This window comes from Mesorhizobium sp. B2-2-4, assembly GCF_006442375.1.
In the GTDB taxonomy this organism is placed as follows: Bacteria; Pseudomonadota; Alphaproteobacteria; order Rhizobiales; family Rhizobiaceae; genus Mesorhizobium.
In genome coordinates, this window is the sequence record NZ_VFWB01000002.1 from 260,349 (window position 1) to 276,888 (window position 16,540).

16 protein-coding genes and 1 riboswitch are annotated in these 16,540 nt (G+C 64.7%); of the genes, 4 read left to right on the forward strand and 12 right to left on the reverse strand.

The window, feature by feature from the left end; genetic code table 11:
* The first annotated feature begins 14 nt into the window (after window positions 1-14).
* Window positions 15-458, forward strand: a complete 444-nt coding sequence (locus tag FJ959_RS06355; protein WP_140497783.1) for an RpiB/LacA/LacB family sugar-phosphate isomerase — start codon at window positions 15-17, stop codon at window positions 456-458.
* Here FJ959_RS06355 and dhaL read toward each other — a convergent pair.
* From dhaL to FJ959_RS06375, 4 genes are all read right to left on the reverse strand, one after another.
* Entirely contained in the window at window positions 455-1,090 is a 636-nt protein-coding gene (gene dhaL, locus FJ959_RS06360; protein WP_181171984.1) for a dihydroxyacetone kinase subunit DhaL, read from the reverse strand. The genes FJ959_RS06355 and dhaL overlap by 4 nt on opposite strands.
* A 10-nt stretch (window positions 1,091-1,100) precedes the next feature.
* Window positions 1,101-2,108: a dihydroxyacetone kinase subunit DhaK gene (locus FJ959_RS06365; protein ID WP_140629113.1), complete on the reverse strand. Its 1,008-nt coding sequence runs from the start codon at window positions 2,106-2,108 to the stop codon at window positions 1,101-1,103.
* Window positions 2,109-2,185: 77 nt separating this feature from the next.
* Window positions 2,186-2,659, reverse strand: coding sequence for a 6,7-dimethyl-8-ribityllumazine synthase (locus tag FJ959_RS06370; protein ID WP_140629116.1), 474 nt, complete (start codon window positions 2,657-2,659; stop codon window positions 2,186-2,188).
* A gap of 76 nt (window positions 2,660-2,735) precedes the next feature.
* Window positions 2,736-2,938, reverse strand: a riboswitch (FMN riboswitch).
* Window positions 2,939-2,997: 59 nt separating this feature from the next.
* A complete protein-coding gene (locus FJ959_RS06375) occupies window positions 2,998-4,188 on the reverse strand; it encodes an MFS transporter (RefSeq protein WP_140629119.1) in 1,191 nt (396 codons plus the stop codon).
* 49 nt (window positions 4,189-4,237) lie between these two features.
* On the opposite strand from FJ959_RS06375, the gene FJ959_RS06380 reads away from it, so the two are divergent.
* Together FJ959_RS06380 and FJ959_RS06385 are read left to right on the forward strand one after the other, a co-directional pair.
* Window positions 4,238-4,777: an Lrp/AsnC family transcriptional regulator gene (locus FJ959_RS06380; RefSeq protein ID WP_140514639.1), complete on the forward strand. Its 540-nt coding sequence runs from the start codon at window positions 4,238-4,240 to the stop codon at window positions 4,775-4,777.
* Between the two features lie 154 nt (window positions 4,778-4,931).
* Complete coding sequence (locus FJ959_RS06385) at window positions 4,932-5,744, forward strand: class I SAM-dependent methyltransferase (protein WP_140629122.1); 813 nt, start codon at window positions 4,932-4,934, stop codon at window positions 5,742-5,744.
* Here the strand turns inward: FJ959_RS06385 and FJ959_RS06390 are convergent.
* Both FJ959_RS06390 and oiaX read right to left on the reverse strand, forming a co-directional pair.
* Window positions 5,741-7,063 carry a four-carbon acid sugar kinase family protein gene (locus FJ959_RS06390; RefSeq protein ID WP_140555488.1) on the reverse strand — a complete coding sequence of 441 codons (1,323 nt, stop codon included), beginning with the start codon at window positions 7,061-7,063 and terminating at the stop codon, window positions 5,741-5,743. The two genes, FJ959_RS06385 and FJ959_RS06390, sit on opposite strands and share 4 nt — an antisense overlap.
* An 8-nt stretch (window positions 7,064-7,071) precedes the next feature.
* On the reverse strand, window positions 7,072-8,322 hold the full coding sequence (oiaX, locus tag FJ959_RS06395) for a 3-oxo-isoapionate-4-phosphate decarboxylase OiaX (protein ID WP_140629124.1): 1,251 nt from the start codon (window positions 8,320-8,322) through the stop codon (window positions 7,072-7,074).
* A 282-nt stretch (window positions 8,323-8,604) separates the two neighbouring features.
* Here oiaX and FJ959_RS06400 point away from each other — a divergent pair, with 282 nt between their 5' ends.
* Window positions 8,605-9,318, forward strand: a complete 714-nt coding sequence (locus FJ959_RS06400; RefSeq protein WP_140514647.1) for a transcriptional regulator NanR — start codon at window positions 8,605-8,607, stop codon at window positions 9,316-9,318.
* Window positions 9,319-9,320: 2 nt separating this feature from the next.
* Here FJ959_RS06400 and FJ959_RS06405 read toward each other — a convergent pair whose 3' ends face one another.
* From FJ959_RS06405 to FJ959_RS06430, 6 genes are all read right to left on the reverse strand, one after another.
* Entirely contained in the window at window positions 9,321-11,150 is a 1,830-nt protein-coding gene (locus tag FJ959_RS06405) for a hypothetical protein (protein WP_140629126.1), read from the reverse strand.
* Entirely contained in the window at window positions 11,147-12,181 is a 1,035-nt protein-coding gene (locus tag FJ959_RS06410) for a Gfo/Idh/MocA family oxidoreductase (protein WP_140623622.1), read from the reverse strand. Before FJ959_RS06410 ends, FJ959_RS06405 begins: the two co-directional genes overlap by 4 nt.
* A gap of 2 nt (window positions 12,182-12,183) precedes the next feature.
* Window positions 12,184-13,248 (reverse strand): ABC transporter permease, encoded by a 1,065-nt coding sequence (locus FJ959_RS06415; protein WP_140497803.1) that lies wholly within the window; start codon window positions 13,246-13,248, stop codon window positions 12,184-12,186.
* Window positions 13,248-14,795: a sugar ABC transporter ATP-binding protein gene (locus tag FJ959_RS06420; RefSeq protein WP_140555480.1), complete on the reverse strand. Its 1,548-nt coding sequence runs from the start codon at window positions 14,793-14,795 to the stop codon at window positions 13,248-13,250. Before FJ959_RS06420 ends, FJ959_RS06415 begins: the two co-directional genes overlap by 1 nt.
* Window positions 14,792-15,436 carry a DUF2291 family protein gene (locus FJ959_RS06425; protein WP_140629128.1) on the reverse strand — a complete coding sequence of 215 codons (645 nt, stop codon included), beginning with the start codon at window positions 15,434-15,436 and terminating at the stop codon, window positions 14,792-14,794. Before FJ959_RS06425 ends, FJ959_RS06420 begins: the two co-directional genes overlap by 4 nt.
* Before the next feature lie 77 nt (window positions 15,437-15,513).
* The gene (locus tag FJ959_RS06430) at window positions 15,514-16,455 is read right to left on the reverse strand and encodes a D-ribose ABC transporter substrate-binding protein (RefSeq protein ID WP_140497809.1); all 942 of its coding nucleotides are present in this window, start codon (window positions 16,453-16,455) and stop codon (window positions 15,514-15,516) included.
* Window positions 16,456-16,540 lie beyond the last annotated feature (85 nt).

Here is a 16,540-nt window from a genome sequence, read left to right on the forward strand (position 1 = left end):
GGAAGGATACGACCATGAAAATAGCCATTGGAGCCGACAGCGCCGGCAAGCCGCTGCTCGATGTCATCGCCGCGCATCTCGCGACAAAATCCGGCCTCACCGTCAGCGACCTCAGCCAGGCCGGCTTTTATGCCGACCTGTCGCAAAAGCTCGCGCAGACGATCATCGACGGCGAGAACGACCGCGGCATCCTGTTCTGCGGCACCGGCATCGGCGTCTCGATCTCGGCCAACAAGGTGCCCGGCATCCGCGCGGCACTCACCCACGACACCTATTCCGCCGAGCGTGCCGCCAAATCCAACAACGCGCAGATCATCACGATGGGCGCCCGCGTCATCGGCCCTGAACTCGCCAAGGCGATCGTCGATACCTGGTTGGCCTCGGAGTTCGACGAGAAGGGGCCGTCGGCCGGCAATGTCCAGGCGATCAACAAGCTCGATGAAGCGAAGCAGGCCTAAGCCAGGTTGTCGCGCAACGCCTCGATGACGGTCACGGCCGAGGCGGCGCCGGGGTCGATATGGCCGAGCGAGCGTTCGCCGAGCCGCGAGGAGCGGCCCTTGGCGGCGATCATGTCCTTGGTCGCCTCGGCCCCCAGGCGCGCCGCGTCCACTGCCGCGTCGAGGCTTTCGGCAAGACCTTTTCCCGCCGCATTGCTGGCGCCGGCCGCTTCCGCCGCCGGCAACCAGGCGTCGATCATCGTCTTCTCGCCGATCTCGGCCTTGCCGCGATCGCGGATGCCTTGCGCCATCGCCTGGAACAGCGCGACGACATCCGCATCAGCTAGCGTGGTCTTGCCCTTGACGGCAGCGGCGGCGCGCATGAAGGCGGTGGCATAGAGCGGGCCAGACGACGCACCGACCGCGTTGAGGAACGATTTAGCCGCCATGTTGAGAAGCGCGGTCGGCTCGGTCGCCTTCAGGTCGAGTGGCGCCAGCGCGTCGCGCACTGCGTTGAAGCCGAGCGCCATGGCGATGCCGTGATCGGCGTCGCCGATGACGCCGTCGAGCTGGCAGAGCCGGTCCTTGTCGGCTTCGATCGCCACCGCGATCGCATCGAACATTCTCTTCAGGTCAGCGCTATCGATGCTCACGGGTCACTCCTCAGCCGGCGCGGAACATGGCGCAGTCGCACGGATGGTCGAGCATGGTCTGCAACTCGCCATCGAGATGGAACAGCGTCACCGAGGCGCCGGCCATTTCGAGCGACGTGCAGTAATTGCCGACCCAGGTCGCATGGATGGAAACGCCGATGTCGTCGAGACGCTGCTTGACGCGACGGTTCATGATGTAGAGCTCCATCAACGGTGTCGAGCCCAGCGAATTGACCAGCACCGCAATCTTGTCGCCACGCGAAGGCGCCATCTCGGCAAGGATATTGTCCAGCATCTCGTCGCTGATCTCGTCGGCGGTCCCGAGCTTGCCGCGCGCGATGCCCGGCTCGCCATGGATGCCCATGCCGATCTCCATCTCGTCGGCGCCGATCTCGAAATTCGGCCGCCGGGTCTGCGGCAGCGAGCAGGGCGACAGCGCCACGCCCATGGTGAAGGTATGGTCGTTGGCCTTGCGCGCCATGCGCTCGCATTCGTCGAAGGAGAGCATGCGATCACAGGCCGCGCCGGCCGCTTTGAAGACGAAGAAATTGCCGGCGACGCCGCGGCGCTTCTGCCGCTGGTCGCGCGGTGCCGAGGCGACATCGTCGGTGGTCAGCACCGTGCGCACCTCGATATCGTCCATGGCGGCCAATTCGGCCGCCATGTCGAAATTCATCACGTCCCCGGCATAGTTGCCGTACGTGAACAGGACGCCGGCGCCGCCGTTCGCCGCCTTGGCGCATTCAAGGATGGGATCGGGTGGCGGCGAGGCAAAGACATTGCCGATCGCCGCCGCGTCCGCCAGGCCCTTGCCGACAAAACCGAGAAAGGTCGGCTCATGGCCCGAGCCGCCGCCGACGACGAGCCCGACCTTGCCGGGACGCGGTCCGTTGCGGGCGATGATCGAGCGCGGGCTGCCGTCCGCGCTCCTGAGATGGCTGGGATGCGCGGCCAGAATCCCCTCTAGCATCTCGTCGACGGCACGGTTGCCGTCATTGATGATCTTCTTGGTCTGCACCGGCATCCTCCCGAACTCGGCATTTTCCCGAGATACTACAGGCTGTTACCGCGATTTCCACCCCGCTCTCGGCTGTTTCAGGCGGCGATGTGCCTTCGCGCCGCCAGAATCTGGAGGCATGCGCCGGCCGCTTCCTTGCCCTTTACCTGGAAGTGCTCGAGGAAGAAGCGGTGGTGCTCGGAGCTGTCGTGGTAATTGTGCGGCGTCAGTACCGCCGAAAGCACCGGCACGTCGGTCGTCAACTGCACATTCATCATGCCGTCGATGACCGCGCCGGCGACGAATTCGTGCCGGTAGATGCCGCCATTGACGACGAAGGCAGCGCCGAGGATCGCGGCGTAGCGACCCGTCTCGGCCAATGTCTTGGCGTGCAGCGGGATCTCGTAGGCGCCGGGCACGTCGAAGATTTCGACGGCAAAGCGGCCGTCGCCCAGTGCAGCAAGCTCCGCCTCGAAGGCAGCGACACACTGGTCGACGATATCCGCGTGCCAGCGCGCCCTGACAACGGCAACGCGGGTCGTTTCATAGTCTTTGTGGGAATGCTGATTCATGGGTCCATCCTTCCGTTTCGAACCAGAATCAGGACGCACGATACGAAAACCGGCCGCCGGGGCGGTCCGTCTTCCGTTTCGTTCTCTTCCATCCGGACTGTAACCGTCGGCTCCGGAATCACACCGGATCTGCTGACCCTTCCGGTTTTGCCGGAAAGCGCTCGCGGGCTTGGGTCCCGCGCATGACCCCGAAAACCGGACCGGTTTTCGGAAAGAAATCATGCGCAATCAGGAGTCCTTACCGCCGGTGGGGACTTTCACCCCGCCCTGAGAACATTAACGGCTTTGTATGGAAGGGCAGGGGCGCCGCTGTCAACCGCGCGCGGGCTGGTGGCCCATCACGTCCTGTGTGGCTGGCGCGTGCGCCAGGCGGCGGCCGAAGCCGCGACCAGCATCAGCAACGCCGCCACCATTGCCGATGCGGCAAAGCCGAAATCCGAATATAGCGGCCCGAAGCCGGTGGTGCCGACAAAGACCGCCAGATATGTCACCGCGCTGTTCAGGCCCATGATCGTGCCGCGCCGTGACGGATCGAGCGCCGACAGGCGCATCACCAGCACGTTCAATCCGAAATGATTGGCGAGACCCCAGGCCGCCACCATGGCGAGCGTCATGCCATAGCTGTTGCTTGTTGCGGCGATCGCGACATAGACGATGGCGACGAGCAGGTAAGCGAAGGGCATGACGCGGCGAGCCCCCAGGCGATCGATGATGCCGTCGAAGAGCGCCGCCGTGCCGAACCCAGCCCCATAGGCGAGTGCGGCCAGGCCGTTGGCGCTGACCGGCTGGCCCAGCCCGCTGTGCAGATGGTCGCCAAGATAGCCATAGACACCGTAGAAGGCGGTCATGAAAGCACCGCAGGCGATCAGAAGCGGCACGATGCCGGGAATGCCGAGCGCCTCGAGCGGCGCTGGAGCCGGGCCGGCCTTTCTGACATCCGGGAGTGACGATGCGGTAAGGCTGCCAAGCGCCAGCGCCGCCAGCAGCGCCACGGCGGCGAAGACGGCCCGCCAGTGCACGAGATCGGCAAGCACCGCCGACAGCGAAACGCCGGCCACCATGCTCAGCGTCCATCCGGTCAGCACAACGCCGATCGTTCCGCTTTCCCGTCCAGGTGGGGCAATCGCCGCGGAACTGGCATAGATTGCCGGCATGGCGACGCCGGCGGCGATGCCGGTGAGAAGCTGCGCAGCGACCAGCGCCGTCACCGTCGGCGCCACCGCGCTTGCGACAAGCGCCAACGTCAGCAGCAGCAAGGCCGCCTGAAGCATCCGGCGCGCGCCGACCCGGTCGATGTAGCGTGCCAGGAACAGGGCGCTCGCCGAGGTGCCGAGGCCGAACGCGGCGGCCGCCATCATGACGACAGGCACGCTGGTCGCGAACGACACGGCCACGGCGGGAGCAATCGGACCCAGCACCAGGGAGTTCGAGCCGATGACGGCGATGCATCCGGTCAAGAGATAGGCCAGCGCCGGAATGGGCGGCCGGGCATTCGCACCCAGGGTTACTGCTTGATCGCTGTTCGACATATATCCATAATGGCCGTATTTTATTCGGCTACAATCGGGAATTTCCACTATGGACGAAGAAACAAATGGCATTCCGCAGAACAGGCCGGCGCCCCGCGATCTCGACGCGATCGACAGAAAGATATTAGGCGTTCTCGTCGACGACGCCACGGTCAGCTATGCTGAGCTTGGCGATCGTGTCGGCCTCTCGCCGCCCGCCGCGCATGAGCGCGTCAAGCGCCTTCGGCGCAGCGGCGCCATTCGCGGCACGGCTGCCATCATCGACCCCAAGGCGGTCAAGAAGCCGCTGCTGGCATTCGTGCATATCGACACCAAGGGCTGGGGCAAGACGCCGGAGCTGATGGCGGTTTCGCAATATCCGGAGGTCGAGGAGATCCACACGGTTGCCGGCGACACCTGCATGCTGCTGAAGGTCCGCACGGAGGACACACGGGCGCTCGAAGGCCTGCTGTCGCGCCTCTACGAGACACCCGGCGTCACCTCGACGCGCAGCTACGTGGTGCTGTCGACCTATCTCGAGCGGCCGGTGCAGCCCGGCGTCACGACGCAGTGGCCGGCGCCCAAGCACATGGCCGAGCCTCTGTACTAAGGCCTGATGCCATAAGCGCGAAGCGGTTTTCGGACGACATCATGCTCTATCTCTTTGATTTGGAGCTGGACTCGCCGCCTCCGCCGAAAACGCCGCAAAACAAGGAATGATATGCTAATCTCCCGAGCCTCTAGGCAGAGGGCGGGTGGTGGCAATGCTGGAAACGGACAAGGTATTCGCTGGCTCCATACCGGAAAACTACGACCGCTATATGGTGCCGTTGATTTTCGAGCCCTTCGCTGCGGATATTGCAGGACGAGCAGCGTCCCTGTCGCCCGCCGCCGTTTTGGAGACGGCCGCCGGCACCGGGGTCGTTACCCGTGCATTGGCGCCGAAACTGTCTCCCGGCGCAAGCTATACGGTAACCGACCTCAACCAGCCGATGCTCGACTATGCCGCTTCGCGACAACCTCCCGACGGTCGCATCACATGGCGTCAAGCGGACGCCTTGGCGCTGCCGTTTGAAGATGCGACCTTCGACCTCGTTTGCTGTCAGTTCGGTGCGATGTTCTTTCCCGACCGGCCATCGGCCTACCGCGAAGCCAGGCGTGTCCTGAGGCCGGGCGGACATTTCCTGTTCAGCGTATGGGATCGCATCGAGGAGAACGTCTTTGCCGATGATGTGACGAATGCTCTCGCAAGGATCTTCCCCGACGATCCGCCGCGCTTTCTGGCACGCACACCCCATGGCTACCACGACAAGGCAGTGATCCGTCACGAGCTGGAGGATGCTGGGTTCTCCGGTGTAATGATCGAGACGAGAGCCGAACAAAGCCGTGCATCCTCGCCGCGCCTTCCCGCCGTCGCTTATTGCCAGGGAACTGTGCTTCGCACCGAAATCGCGGCCCGGGAGGCTGGGAAGCTGCAAGCCGCGACCGACTACGCCGCGTCCGCGATTGCAGACAGACATGGCAGCGGCGCGGTGGCCGCCAAAATTCAGGCTCACGTCATCATGGCAACGGCTTAGCTTCCCAACCGGATCGTCTCGAAATAGGCGTCGGTGCCGACCTGGCCGCCCTTGAGCGCGATTTCGAGTCCATCGATCGCACCGCCGCCATGGGCGACACAGAGCGGTGATCCCGGCGATTGCGGCAACGGCATGCGCACGGTCAGCGCGTCGATGGCCAATTGTCCGAGCGCGTGACTGGAGGTGTCGCCACCGGCGATCACCGCGCGCTTGAGTTTCTGTTCCACGATTAACCGGCGCAGGATTGTTCCCAGCGCTCGCCCGAGCGTGTTTCGCGCACCTTCGATCCGGTCGATCTCGGCGCCACGGTCGGCCTGTGGGCCAAGCGCAGTGTAGAGGATGACGCTGCGCCCCGCAGCCAGGCTTGCCAATCCGCTCGCGACGGCGCGCTCGATTGCCTCCTTGGCGCCCTCCGTGACCAGTTGCATGGCATCCATCTCGACGCCGTCGAAACCGTGGGCAAGGGCGTGGCGGATCTGCTTTTCGGTGGTCGGCGACACGCTGCCCGAGACCACCGCGAGGCGGTCTACCGGTCCCGGCGGCGCGAACGACGCCTGCCCGGAGGCAATGCCTTTGCCGGCCCATTCGGCAAGCAAGGCATATTCGACGCCCGAGGATCCGACGACGAAGCCATGGCCTTGGTCATGGATGCGCCAGATCTGTTCGCCGACGCGTCTCTGTGTCTGGCGGCTTTCGACATCAAACAGGATGACCGCCCTGTTTTGCACGGCCTGGTCGACCGTTTGCGCGAGATCGTCGGTCTGCAATGCAGCCAGGTCGACAAGGCCGGAGCTGAGACTGGTCTGGCGCGAGAGATGCACGAGCAGGTCTGCTTCGTTCATCGGCGTCACCGGATGCCTGCTCATCACCGGATGCCTGTCGATGCGGAAATACTCGCCGCGGAACGCCGCGAAAAGATTGCCGAAGGCCGTGTAGCGCTTGAGCTGCGGCGCGCCGACGACCATCGGCACGCTACTCTGGCCGAAGATGCGCCGGCCGATCTCGATGGCGCGGCCGATATTGCCGACCGTCGGGCTGGAATCGAAGGTCGAACAGATCTTGTAATGGCAGATCGCCGCTTCGAGGCTCTTCAGCCATTCGAAGGCGGGCGCCAGATTCTGCTCCATCCATTGCGGCGTTTCGCTTCGGCTGGTGCCGGCCAGTCCGACGGCGCGGCAATGGAAAAATCGCGCCAGCAGGCGCTCATCGGGCCGACGCATGAACAGCACCGTCGGCACGCCGCCGAGCTCGAGCGCCTCCATGACATCCGTCGAGCCGGTGAGGTCGTCGCCATAATAGCTCAGGAGCAGGTTCTGCATGGCTTCGCTCAGACCGCCTTGCCGTCGCTGAATTTCTCGATCGAGCGTGCCAGCTCGGCATGGTTGCGCGCGAATTCGTCGAGGGCAATGCCCTCGACCGCGGCCTGCCACGCTTGCAGCACCGCGCGCACCCCGGCGCCGGGCCCGTCCGGATGGCTGACGATGCCGCCGCCGCAGAGATAGAGGAGATCGACCGTGCGGCCGGTGCGCTCATAGGTCTCGGGCGCCTGGCCGCCCCATTGGCCGGAGCAGGCCACGGGCAGCGCGCAATCGTATGATGAAAACAGCGGCGTGGTCACCGCTTCGAAAGAGCGGATGAAAGAATCGTCCGGCTCCCAGTATTTCGAGCCGATACCGTTGATCTGGAACTGGTCGACGCCGAGCAGCCGCCAGAATTGCTGCCATACCTTGAAATCCATGCCGAGGCCGGGATGGCGGGTGAGAATGTCCCAGCCATTGCGGTGCGCATGCAGCGCCAGCCCGGAGCGCTTCCTGAGGAAAGCCATGCCGCCGAATCCGATGGAGTTGATGTTGACGACCGCGCAATTGCCGCCGGCTTCGAGCACCAGATCGTGGTTGCGCATCATCTCGTCGGGATCGGCATGCGAGATTCCGAAGGCGTACATTACTTTCTTGCCGGTCTTTTGCTCGTGGTCACGGATCAGCGGCATGATCGCCTTCACCCGCTCAGCGAGCGGCGAATAGGCCGGGCTCATCAGCTTCTCGTCGTCCTTGATGAAATCGACGCCGGCTTCGATCAGTTCGCCCACCATCGCGGCTGTCTCGTGCGGCCTGAGGCCAAGCGCCGGCTTGACGATGGTGCCGATGATGGGACGGCCCTCGACCCCGGTCAGCCTGCGGCTGCCGGCAACGCCGAATTGCGGGCCGGGATGGGCGCCCCGGTATTGTTCCGGCAGCTTCATGTCGATGACCCGGATACCGGACAGGCCCCTGATCGAATAGGTGCCGCTGATGGCGATCGTCATCAGCGCCGACAGGTCGGTGCCGATGGCGTCGAACGGGAAGCCGATATCGACATCGGCGCGCCGGAAGGGGCCGTTCCCGGATCCGGGAAGCGACGGCTGCTCGGCATCGGGCAGGGGACTGATCGCCAGCACACGAGCCGCCACACGCGCCTTTAATTCCTCGGTCTCGCCGGGCAGTGGGACGAAGGTGCCGGTCGACTGGTCGCTCGCGATCTTGGCCGCCAGCGCTTCGATGCTGCCAGAGGTTTCGATGCGATAGGTAAGCGTGATCATGGTCTGTCGGCCGCTCGAAAAGGGTTCGAAAAAAGTTTTGTCGCGCAGGAAATCTGGTATAATGAGTACCTAAGTATTGCAAGCAATATCCCGACTTCGGCAAGAGGGCCGGCTTCGGCAATTCCGGGAAATGAGCGGCGTTTTTCGTTCGGAATGCCTGGAACAAACAGCTGGCGCGGCTTGGCGATTGCATGAAATCGCGGGACCGCTCCAGGCGCAGGCATTCCGGTAATCCTGCCTGGAATGCTAAACAGGAACCGGGCCAGGGAGTGATTCGTCACGATGAACCGTTCGGAGCCGATCGTCCGGCGCAAACTTTCCGACGAAGTCTTTGCAAGGCTGAAGCGGCTGATCACCAGCGGCGAGCTGCAGCCGGGCGACGACATGCCGTCCGAACGCGAGTTGATGGAGCGCTTCGAGGTCGGCCGGCCGGCGATCCGCGAGGCCATGCAGGCGCTGAGCAATATGGGACTGGTCGCCATCTCGCATGGCGAGCGCGCCAAGGTGCTGCAACTAACCGCCAAATCGATCATCAAGCAGGTCGACGGCGCGGCCAAGATCATCCTGTCTTCATCCAGGGACACGCTGGAGCACCTGAAGACGGCGCGCATCTTCTTCGAGCGCGGCATGGTCAGGGAAGCCGCGGAAAAGGCGACCGCCGAGGATGTGCAGCGGCTCAGGGCAACGGTGGCCGAGCAGCGCGCCGCGCGCGGTGATTCCGAAGCCTTCATCTCCGCCGACATGAAGTTCCACACCCAGATATCGGCGATATCGGGCAATCCGATCTATGTCGCCGTCAGCGAAGCCACGCTCGGCTGGCTGAAGGAATACCACACCGAGATGCTGATCTGGACCGGCAAGGAACAATACACGCTTACCGAGCATGAGGAGATCATCGACCGCATTGAGCACCGTGATGCCGACGGCGCCGAAAAGGCGATGATCAAGCATCTCGAACGCTCGCGTGCGCTCTATGTGATGAATTCCGATAAGTAGCTCTAGCCAACCCGGACAATGGCGTAGGGCGACATCGTAAGATGGCCCTGACCCAGTGCCGAAACATCAACCGGGACGTCGTTCGCCGTCTGGTTCGCCAGCCAGACGGCAATGTCGCCCGAGGCGGCGCGACCGGCCAGCGCCGCAACACGCGTCTCGTCGCTTGTTTTCGCGGCAACATGCGCGAGCCCAGCCAGTTCGCAAAGCCCTTGGACGGCCCGGAAAATCGGCCGCGGCGATCCCTCGGCGACAGGTTCGCCGGATGCGGCCAGCACGCCGAATGGTCCGGTGATGCTGGACAGTGTCAGCATCTCCAGCCCGGCCGGCGCGACGCGCGCGGCATAGCCAATGGTCCAGGCGGCGGCAAACTGCGCGGCATGGCGGGGATCACGGTTCGCCATGGCAATGCGTTGGCCGGCAAAATTGTCCTTGGTCGCGCCGCCATAGGGGTTCTGTCGCATGGCAATGGTCGACGGGCCGATCCGGTAAGGCTTGTCGCCGAAGATCGCCCGGGTCGACCGGGTGATGAAGGGCAGCGCCTCCAGCGATTGCATGACGCTGAGATCGTCGGCGGCGTGAACGATCGGACAGGTGCAGTGCGTGACGAAATCGAGTTGGTCGGCGGGCACGCGCTTACGGTTGAGCTCGGTGAAATAGCTGAACATGCCGCCGCCGAGGCGGATCCCGGGAAAGGCGCGCCGCGCCGCGGCATAGATTTCTTCCAGCGGCGGGCATGCCGGCCAGGCGCTGCCCGGCGGCGTCGACTGGCGGTCGACCGAAGGCGAGACGGCAACCGCATCGAGCCGCAGGCCGACCCGGCGCACCATATCGGCGACATCGGAGAATTCGGCATCGAGGTCGCCCGTGCAGGCCACCACGCATTCGAGCGTGGTCGAGGCGGGATGCGCCGCGGCGAGCCGGGCATGGGCGTCCAGGCCGTGGCCGCGCGTCGGATCGAAGTGGAACAGGAGTTGCTGCGGACCGAGCCTTGCGAGCATCGGCAGTTCGGCCAGCGTTGCCTCGACGTCCTCGGGATAGACGATCACGCCGACATCGGGCAGCCTCGGCCCGGTCTCGCCGAGTTCGATGCGGACCGGTTCGGCACTCGCGGTCGCGGCGGGCATCCCGGCGCTGCCGGTGAGGCGCAGGCTCACCGTCTGGCGCAGCGGTTCGCCGGCCGGCAGCACATAGGGCCACGGCAAGGCCAGCGGCCGCACATAGGTCTTGTAGGAGGCGTCCGACCAGTTGCGCTGGTCCTCCATTTCGAAAGTATCGCCTTCCATCCTGCATTCGGCGCTGACGCCGGGACGCACTGCATGGGTGATGGCACGCAGGTCCTTGAAGGGCTGCCATGGGTCGATCAGATCAGGCAGTTCCGTGTCCACCACCCTGCCATCGGTGTGCTCCACCGTCACCGGGCTGCCGGCGAGGCCGGCGATCGGATGCAGGATGCAGAAGCCGCAGCGGTTGGTCTCGAAATCGCTCTCCGGCAGTGCGGCCACATCGAAGACCAGCCTGCCGTCGGCGGAGCCTTCGATCGTCGCGTGGAAGCGCAGGCTGCTGCCGCCCGGGCCGGTGCAATTCGCCTCATAGCTTACCGAGAAACGGTCGACCTTCTGGTCGATGGTCAGGTCCGTCAGCTCCGGCTCATAAGTGCCCCAGTCGCGGTCGCGTACGGTATAGGCGATGGCGCGCAGCACTTCGGTGCCGGCATGCCGGATTGTGCGCAGATTGCCATTGACCAGCTCGGCACTCAGCGCGCCCGCCTGCAGCAGGATCGGTGCCGCTTCGGCCGCCCGTGTGCCGTAAAGATCGAACACGTCGGCCGTCATTGCAGCAAGGCTTCGATCTGCACCGGTTCGCGGCTCGCAGCACCCGCATAGGCGGCCTCGACCAGGGCGAATGTCTTCAGATTGTCGGCGCCCGAGGTCGCCGGCTCCTTGCCGCCGACAAGGCAGTCGACCCAGTGCCGCTGGATGGCCAGCACGCTTTCCTGGATGTTGTGCCATGGCCGCGAGGCCCAGGGCAGGAGCGGCGGCGAGACATCGCTCACTCTGGTTCCGCTCTTGCCGGTGACGGTCAGCCGGTAGCCCTGCGCCAGCCGGATCGTGCCGTCGACGCCGTCGAGCTCGATAAGTGTTTCCGGGAACGGCTCGGTGGCAAGCTTGGTCGCATAGCTGCAATCGACAACCGACGTGGCGCCGCCGGCATGATCCATGAGCATCGTCGCCACATCCTCGCCGGCGATGGCGGGGTTGATGCGTGTGGTCCGCGCGGTCAGGCTCGTGACGTCGCCGAGCAGGAAGCGGGCGATGTCGAGGATGTGGATGCCGAGGTCCTCGATGATGAAGCGTTTTCCGGTCGCCAGATAGGGCTGGCCGGAAAACACATCATAGCCGGAGCGGAAGGAGATGCGGCCGAAGAACGGCGTGCCGATCTCGCCCTTGTCGAGCAGGGCGCGCACCGCCTGGATCGGCGACTGCCAGCGGAAGTTCTCATGCACCATAAGCGGCACGCCGGCCTTGGCACAGGCCGCGACCATCGCCTTGGCATCGCCAAGCGTCGGCGCGAACGGCTTCTGGCAGATGACGGGAACACCATGCGCGGCCGCCATCTCGACCAGCGGTCGATGGCTGCCGACAGTGGTGGCGATGTCGACGAAGTCGAGCGTCTCGGCGGTGAAAAGTTCCGCCGCATCGTTGTAGCGCCGCGCCACGCCGAACTGGTCGCCGACGATCCGCAACCGCTCCGGATCGCGGTCGCAGATGGCGACGATCGAGGCGCCCTCTATGTCGCGCCAGGCATGCATCTGGTTGACCGCGAAGAAGCCGCAACCGATCAGCGCTCCACGCAACTCCGCCATGCTCAGCCCGCCTTTGCCATCTGCATCAGGGTAACGCGCTGCTGCAGCCGGCGCTGCGCCTGGTCGACGACGACGGCGACGATGATGACGAGGCCCTTGATCACCATCTGCCAGAACGAGCTCACGCCCATCATCACCAGCCCGTCCGAAAGGATGCCGATGACGAAGGCGCCGACGATGGTGCCGCCGATCGTGCCGCGGCCGCCCGACATCGAAGTGCCGCCAAGCACCGCCGCGGCGATGGCGTTGAGCTCAAAGCTCTCGCCCGTCGCCGGATGCGAGGCCATCAGCTCCGACGAGATGATCAGCCCGACGATTGCCGCGCAGAAGCCGGAGAACATGTAGACGAACATCTTGACCATATTAACGCGCACGCCCGAGATGCGCGCGGCGCGCTCATTGCCGCCGACGGCGAAGATGTGGCGGCCAAGCGGCGTGTAGCGGGCGAGATAGGCCGCCCCCAGCGCCACCACGATCAGGATCCAGATCGAGACCGGCAGGCCGAGCAGCCGGCCGGCACCCAGGAAGCCGAAGCCGGTGGTGCCGAGTTCCGGCTTGCCGACGAGATTGGGGAAAGTGCGGCCGTCGGAGGAAAGCAGCGCGAAGCCGCGCGCCACATAGAGCACGCCGAGCGTGGCGATGAAGGGCGCGACGTTGAGCCTGGTGATCAGCAGCCCGTTGACGGCGCCGATCAGCATGCCGACCGCGAGCGTGATCAAGGCGATCTCGACGACATTGAAATAGATGGTGTAGCCGATCTGCAGGTCGATGCCGTTGAGCACGAGGTAGCCGGCCACCATGCCGCACAGGCCGACGATCGAGCCAACCGAAAGGTCGATGCCGCCGGTGATGATGACGAAGGTCATGCCCATGGCGAGAAAGGCATTGAGCGCCACGTGCTTGGCCATCAGGATCAGATTGGCGGCCGACAGGAAGTTCGGCGCCGCGATCGAGAAGAACACCAGCACGGCGATCAGCGCAATGAAGGTTCTGAGCTTCATCAGCGTCAGCAGCGCCGAGCCGCTGGAGGCGGAGGAAGCGGCAGCCTTGGCCGGAATGTCAGTCATCAGCGTTGCTCCCCATGTGCGGCCGGTCCGTGGCCCAGCGCCGACGCGGCGACGATCGCCGCCTCCGTCGCTTCGGCGCGGTCGAATATGCCGGTCAATCTGCCATTGCTCATCACCGCGATGCGGTCGGACAGCGCCATCACCTCGTCGAGGTCCGAGGTGGCGAACAGGATGCCCAGCCCGTCGCGCGAAAGCTTGCGCATGGTGCGGAAGACATCGGCCTTGGCGCCGACATCGATGCCGCGGCTGGGCTCGTCCATCAGAAGCACTTTCGGTCCGGTGAGCAGCGCCTTGCCGATCACCACCTTCTGTTGGTTGCCGCCCGACAGCGACGAGACCTCCTGCGCCGGGTCGGCGACCTTGATTGCGAGTTCCCGCACCATCTGCATCACGGCTTGCCGCTCGGCACCGCCGCGGATGTGAAACAGGCGCACGAAGCGCGACAGGCTCGCCATCGTCAGATTGCTGGCGACCGACAGGATCGACACCAGGCCCTCGCGCTGGCGGTCCTCTGGGATCAAGGCCAGCCCTCGCTGGATGCGGCGCGTCGTGTCGCGCTCCTTCACCTGCTTTCCGGCGATGAAGATCCTGCCGCTGGCATGGCCGTGACGGCCCATGATGCAGTCGAACAGCTCGCTGCGCCCCGCACCCATCAGCCCGTATATGCCGAGAATCTCGCCGGCGCGCAGCGACAGCGAGACGTGGTCGACCGCCAGCCCGCCGGTGACGCGTGGCAGGCAGATCTCCTCGGCGCGGAAGATTTCCGCGCCCGGCACATGGCCGTCGGCCTTGGCGAAGTCCTTGGCGTCCGAGCCGATCATCTGCCGCACGATCCACTGCGTATCGACGTTTTTCATCTGCTCCTGGCCGGTGATGCGGCCGTCGCGCAGCACGGTGATGTAGTCGCCGATGCGGATCAGTTCCTCCAGCCGGTGGGAGATGTAGACGATGGCGACGCCGCGCGCCTTGAGGTCGGCGATCACCTTGAACAGGATCTCGACTTCGGCGGCGCTCAGCGCCGAGGTCGGCTCGTCCATGATGAGGATCTTGGCGTCGAGCGAAACCGCCTTGGCGATCTCGACCAGTTGCTGCTGGCCGATGCGCAGATCCTCGACCAGCATGTCGGGCCGGATGCCGGCTTCCAGCCGCTCCAGGAATTCACCGGCCCGGCGCTCCTGTTCCTTGCGGTCGATCTTGCGGAAGCGGTTGGTGATCTCGCGCGTGGCGAAGATATTCTCGGCGACCGAAAGGTTGCCGAACAGGTTCAGCTCCTGGAACACCATGCCGATGCCGCGGTCGACCGCATCTCCCGACGACGAGAAAGAGACCTCTTCGCCTTCGAGCAGGATGCGCCCTACGGTCGGCTGCTCGACGCCGGCGATGATCTTCATCAGCGTCGACTTGCCGGCGCCGTTTTCGCCGACCAGCACGTTGACCGCGCCCTTGCGCACTTCGAAATTCGCCTGCTTGACCGCGACCGTGCCGGCATAGACTTTCGAGACATCCTCCAGCTTGAGGATGACGTCATGGCCATTGGCCTGGCTCATGGCTTCGGCCCGATCTCGGCCTCAGCCGGCGTCACCAGCGGCAGGTCCTGGCCGCCTTCGATCGTATAGGCGCCGAGCACCTTGGCGGTGCGGCCTTCCAGCGCCTCGCGCGGCAGCTTGGAGAGCACCGTCTTGGCCGCATGGGCGTTGAAAGCCTTGCCGAACTGGGCGAAGTCGATCTGGTTGGTGAAGTCGTTGAACTGGACGAAGTCGAGGCTGTCGCGCAGTGCCGTGCCGCGCATCGCCGGCCCGATCTGAACGCGCGCGTCCGCCTTGCCGTCACCGTCGGCGTCGACATCGATGGTGGCCGCGCGCGACTGCGTGTTTGCCGCGACGATCTTGCCCTCGACGCGCACGGCGAACGTCCATGGCGAATTCGCCTGCTTCTTCGGATTGCCGTATTTGGCGCCGGCCGCGGCCGGATCGGTCTTCGCCAGCGCATGGACCTCGGCGAACGGTCCAGCCTTCTGCTGCAGATAGGGAATGACTTTCGCCGCCCAGATGTCCTCGACCATCTCGTCAGGGTTGAAGGCGGAGGCATTGCCGTCGCCTTGCGCCGATGGCGTCGGAAGGATCTTGCAGGCGCTGAGCGCGATGCCGGCGGTCAGGGCAAGGATCGGCCAACTCGGCTTTTTCTGCATGGCGGTCAAGGGCATCCTGTTGAAAAGGAGCGAGGGACGAACCTCGGTTCGCCCCCCGCTGTTCGCGTTGCGCCGGCTCAGTTCTTGAGCGCGAAGGTTTCCAGCTTGGCGGCATTGTCGCCATTGATGAGCACGCAGTCCATCAGCTGCTTTTCCTTCTCGGGCGACTTCTTGTTCTTGATGAAGTCGTTGGCCTGTTCGACCGCCATCTGCGCCTGTGCGTAGGCAGGCTGCAGCACCGTCGCCTTGATGCCGCCCGAGGTGATGGAATCGCGCACGTCGTTCGATCCGTCGAAGCCAACGACGATGACGTCCTTGCGGCCGGCCGCGGCAAGCGCCGCATAGGCGCCCATCGCCATCGTGTCGTTGCCGGAGATGACGCCCTTGATGTCAGGATTGGCCTGCAGGATCGATTCCATCTTGGAATAGGCCTCGGTCTGGCTCCAATTGGCCGATTGCTGCGCGACCATCTTCAGGTCCGGATAGTCGTCGATGACGTCGTGATAGCCCTTGGAGCGGATGCCGGCATTGGTGTCGGATTCCTTGCCGACCAGCTCCACGAAATTACCCTTCTCGCCCATCAGCTTGACGAATTCCTGCGCGCCGAGCTGGGCGCCCTGGTAGTTGTTGGAGACGATCTGAGCCACCGCGACGCCGGTGGCGTTGATCTCGCGGTCGATGAGGAAGGAGGGGACGCCGGCGTCCTTGGCCTTCTGTACGGCGGCGACGGTGGCGTCGGCGCCGGCATTGTCGAGGATGATCGCCTTTGCGCCGCGGCCGATCGCAGTGTCGATCAGCTCGGACTGCTTGTTGGCGTCGTCGTCATGGACCAGCACCAGCGCCTCGTAGCCCAATTCCTTGGCCTTGGCTTCGGCGCCGACGGCTTCCGCCTTGAAGAACGGATTGTCGTGCGATGGGGTGATGATGGCGATGAGATCCGCCGCGTAGGCGGGCATCGCCGTGCCGAGTGCCAGCACGCCTGCGAAGGCAGCAAGCGTCATTCTGCGTGTCAGTTTCATGAAGTCCTCCCGTTGAAACCCATGCCTCGATCGTTTCGAGGCCTCTATCTACGATTGAATTCGTCAGGCAGGGCCGGCAGCGCGC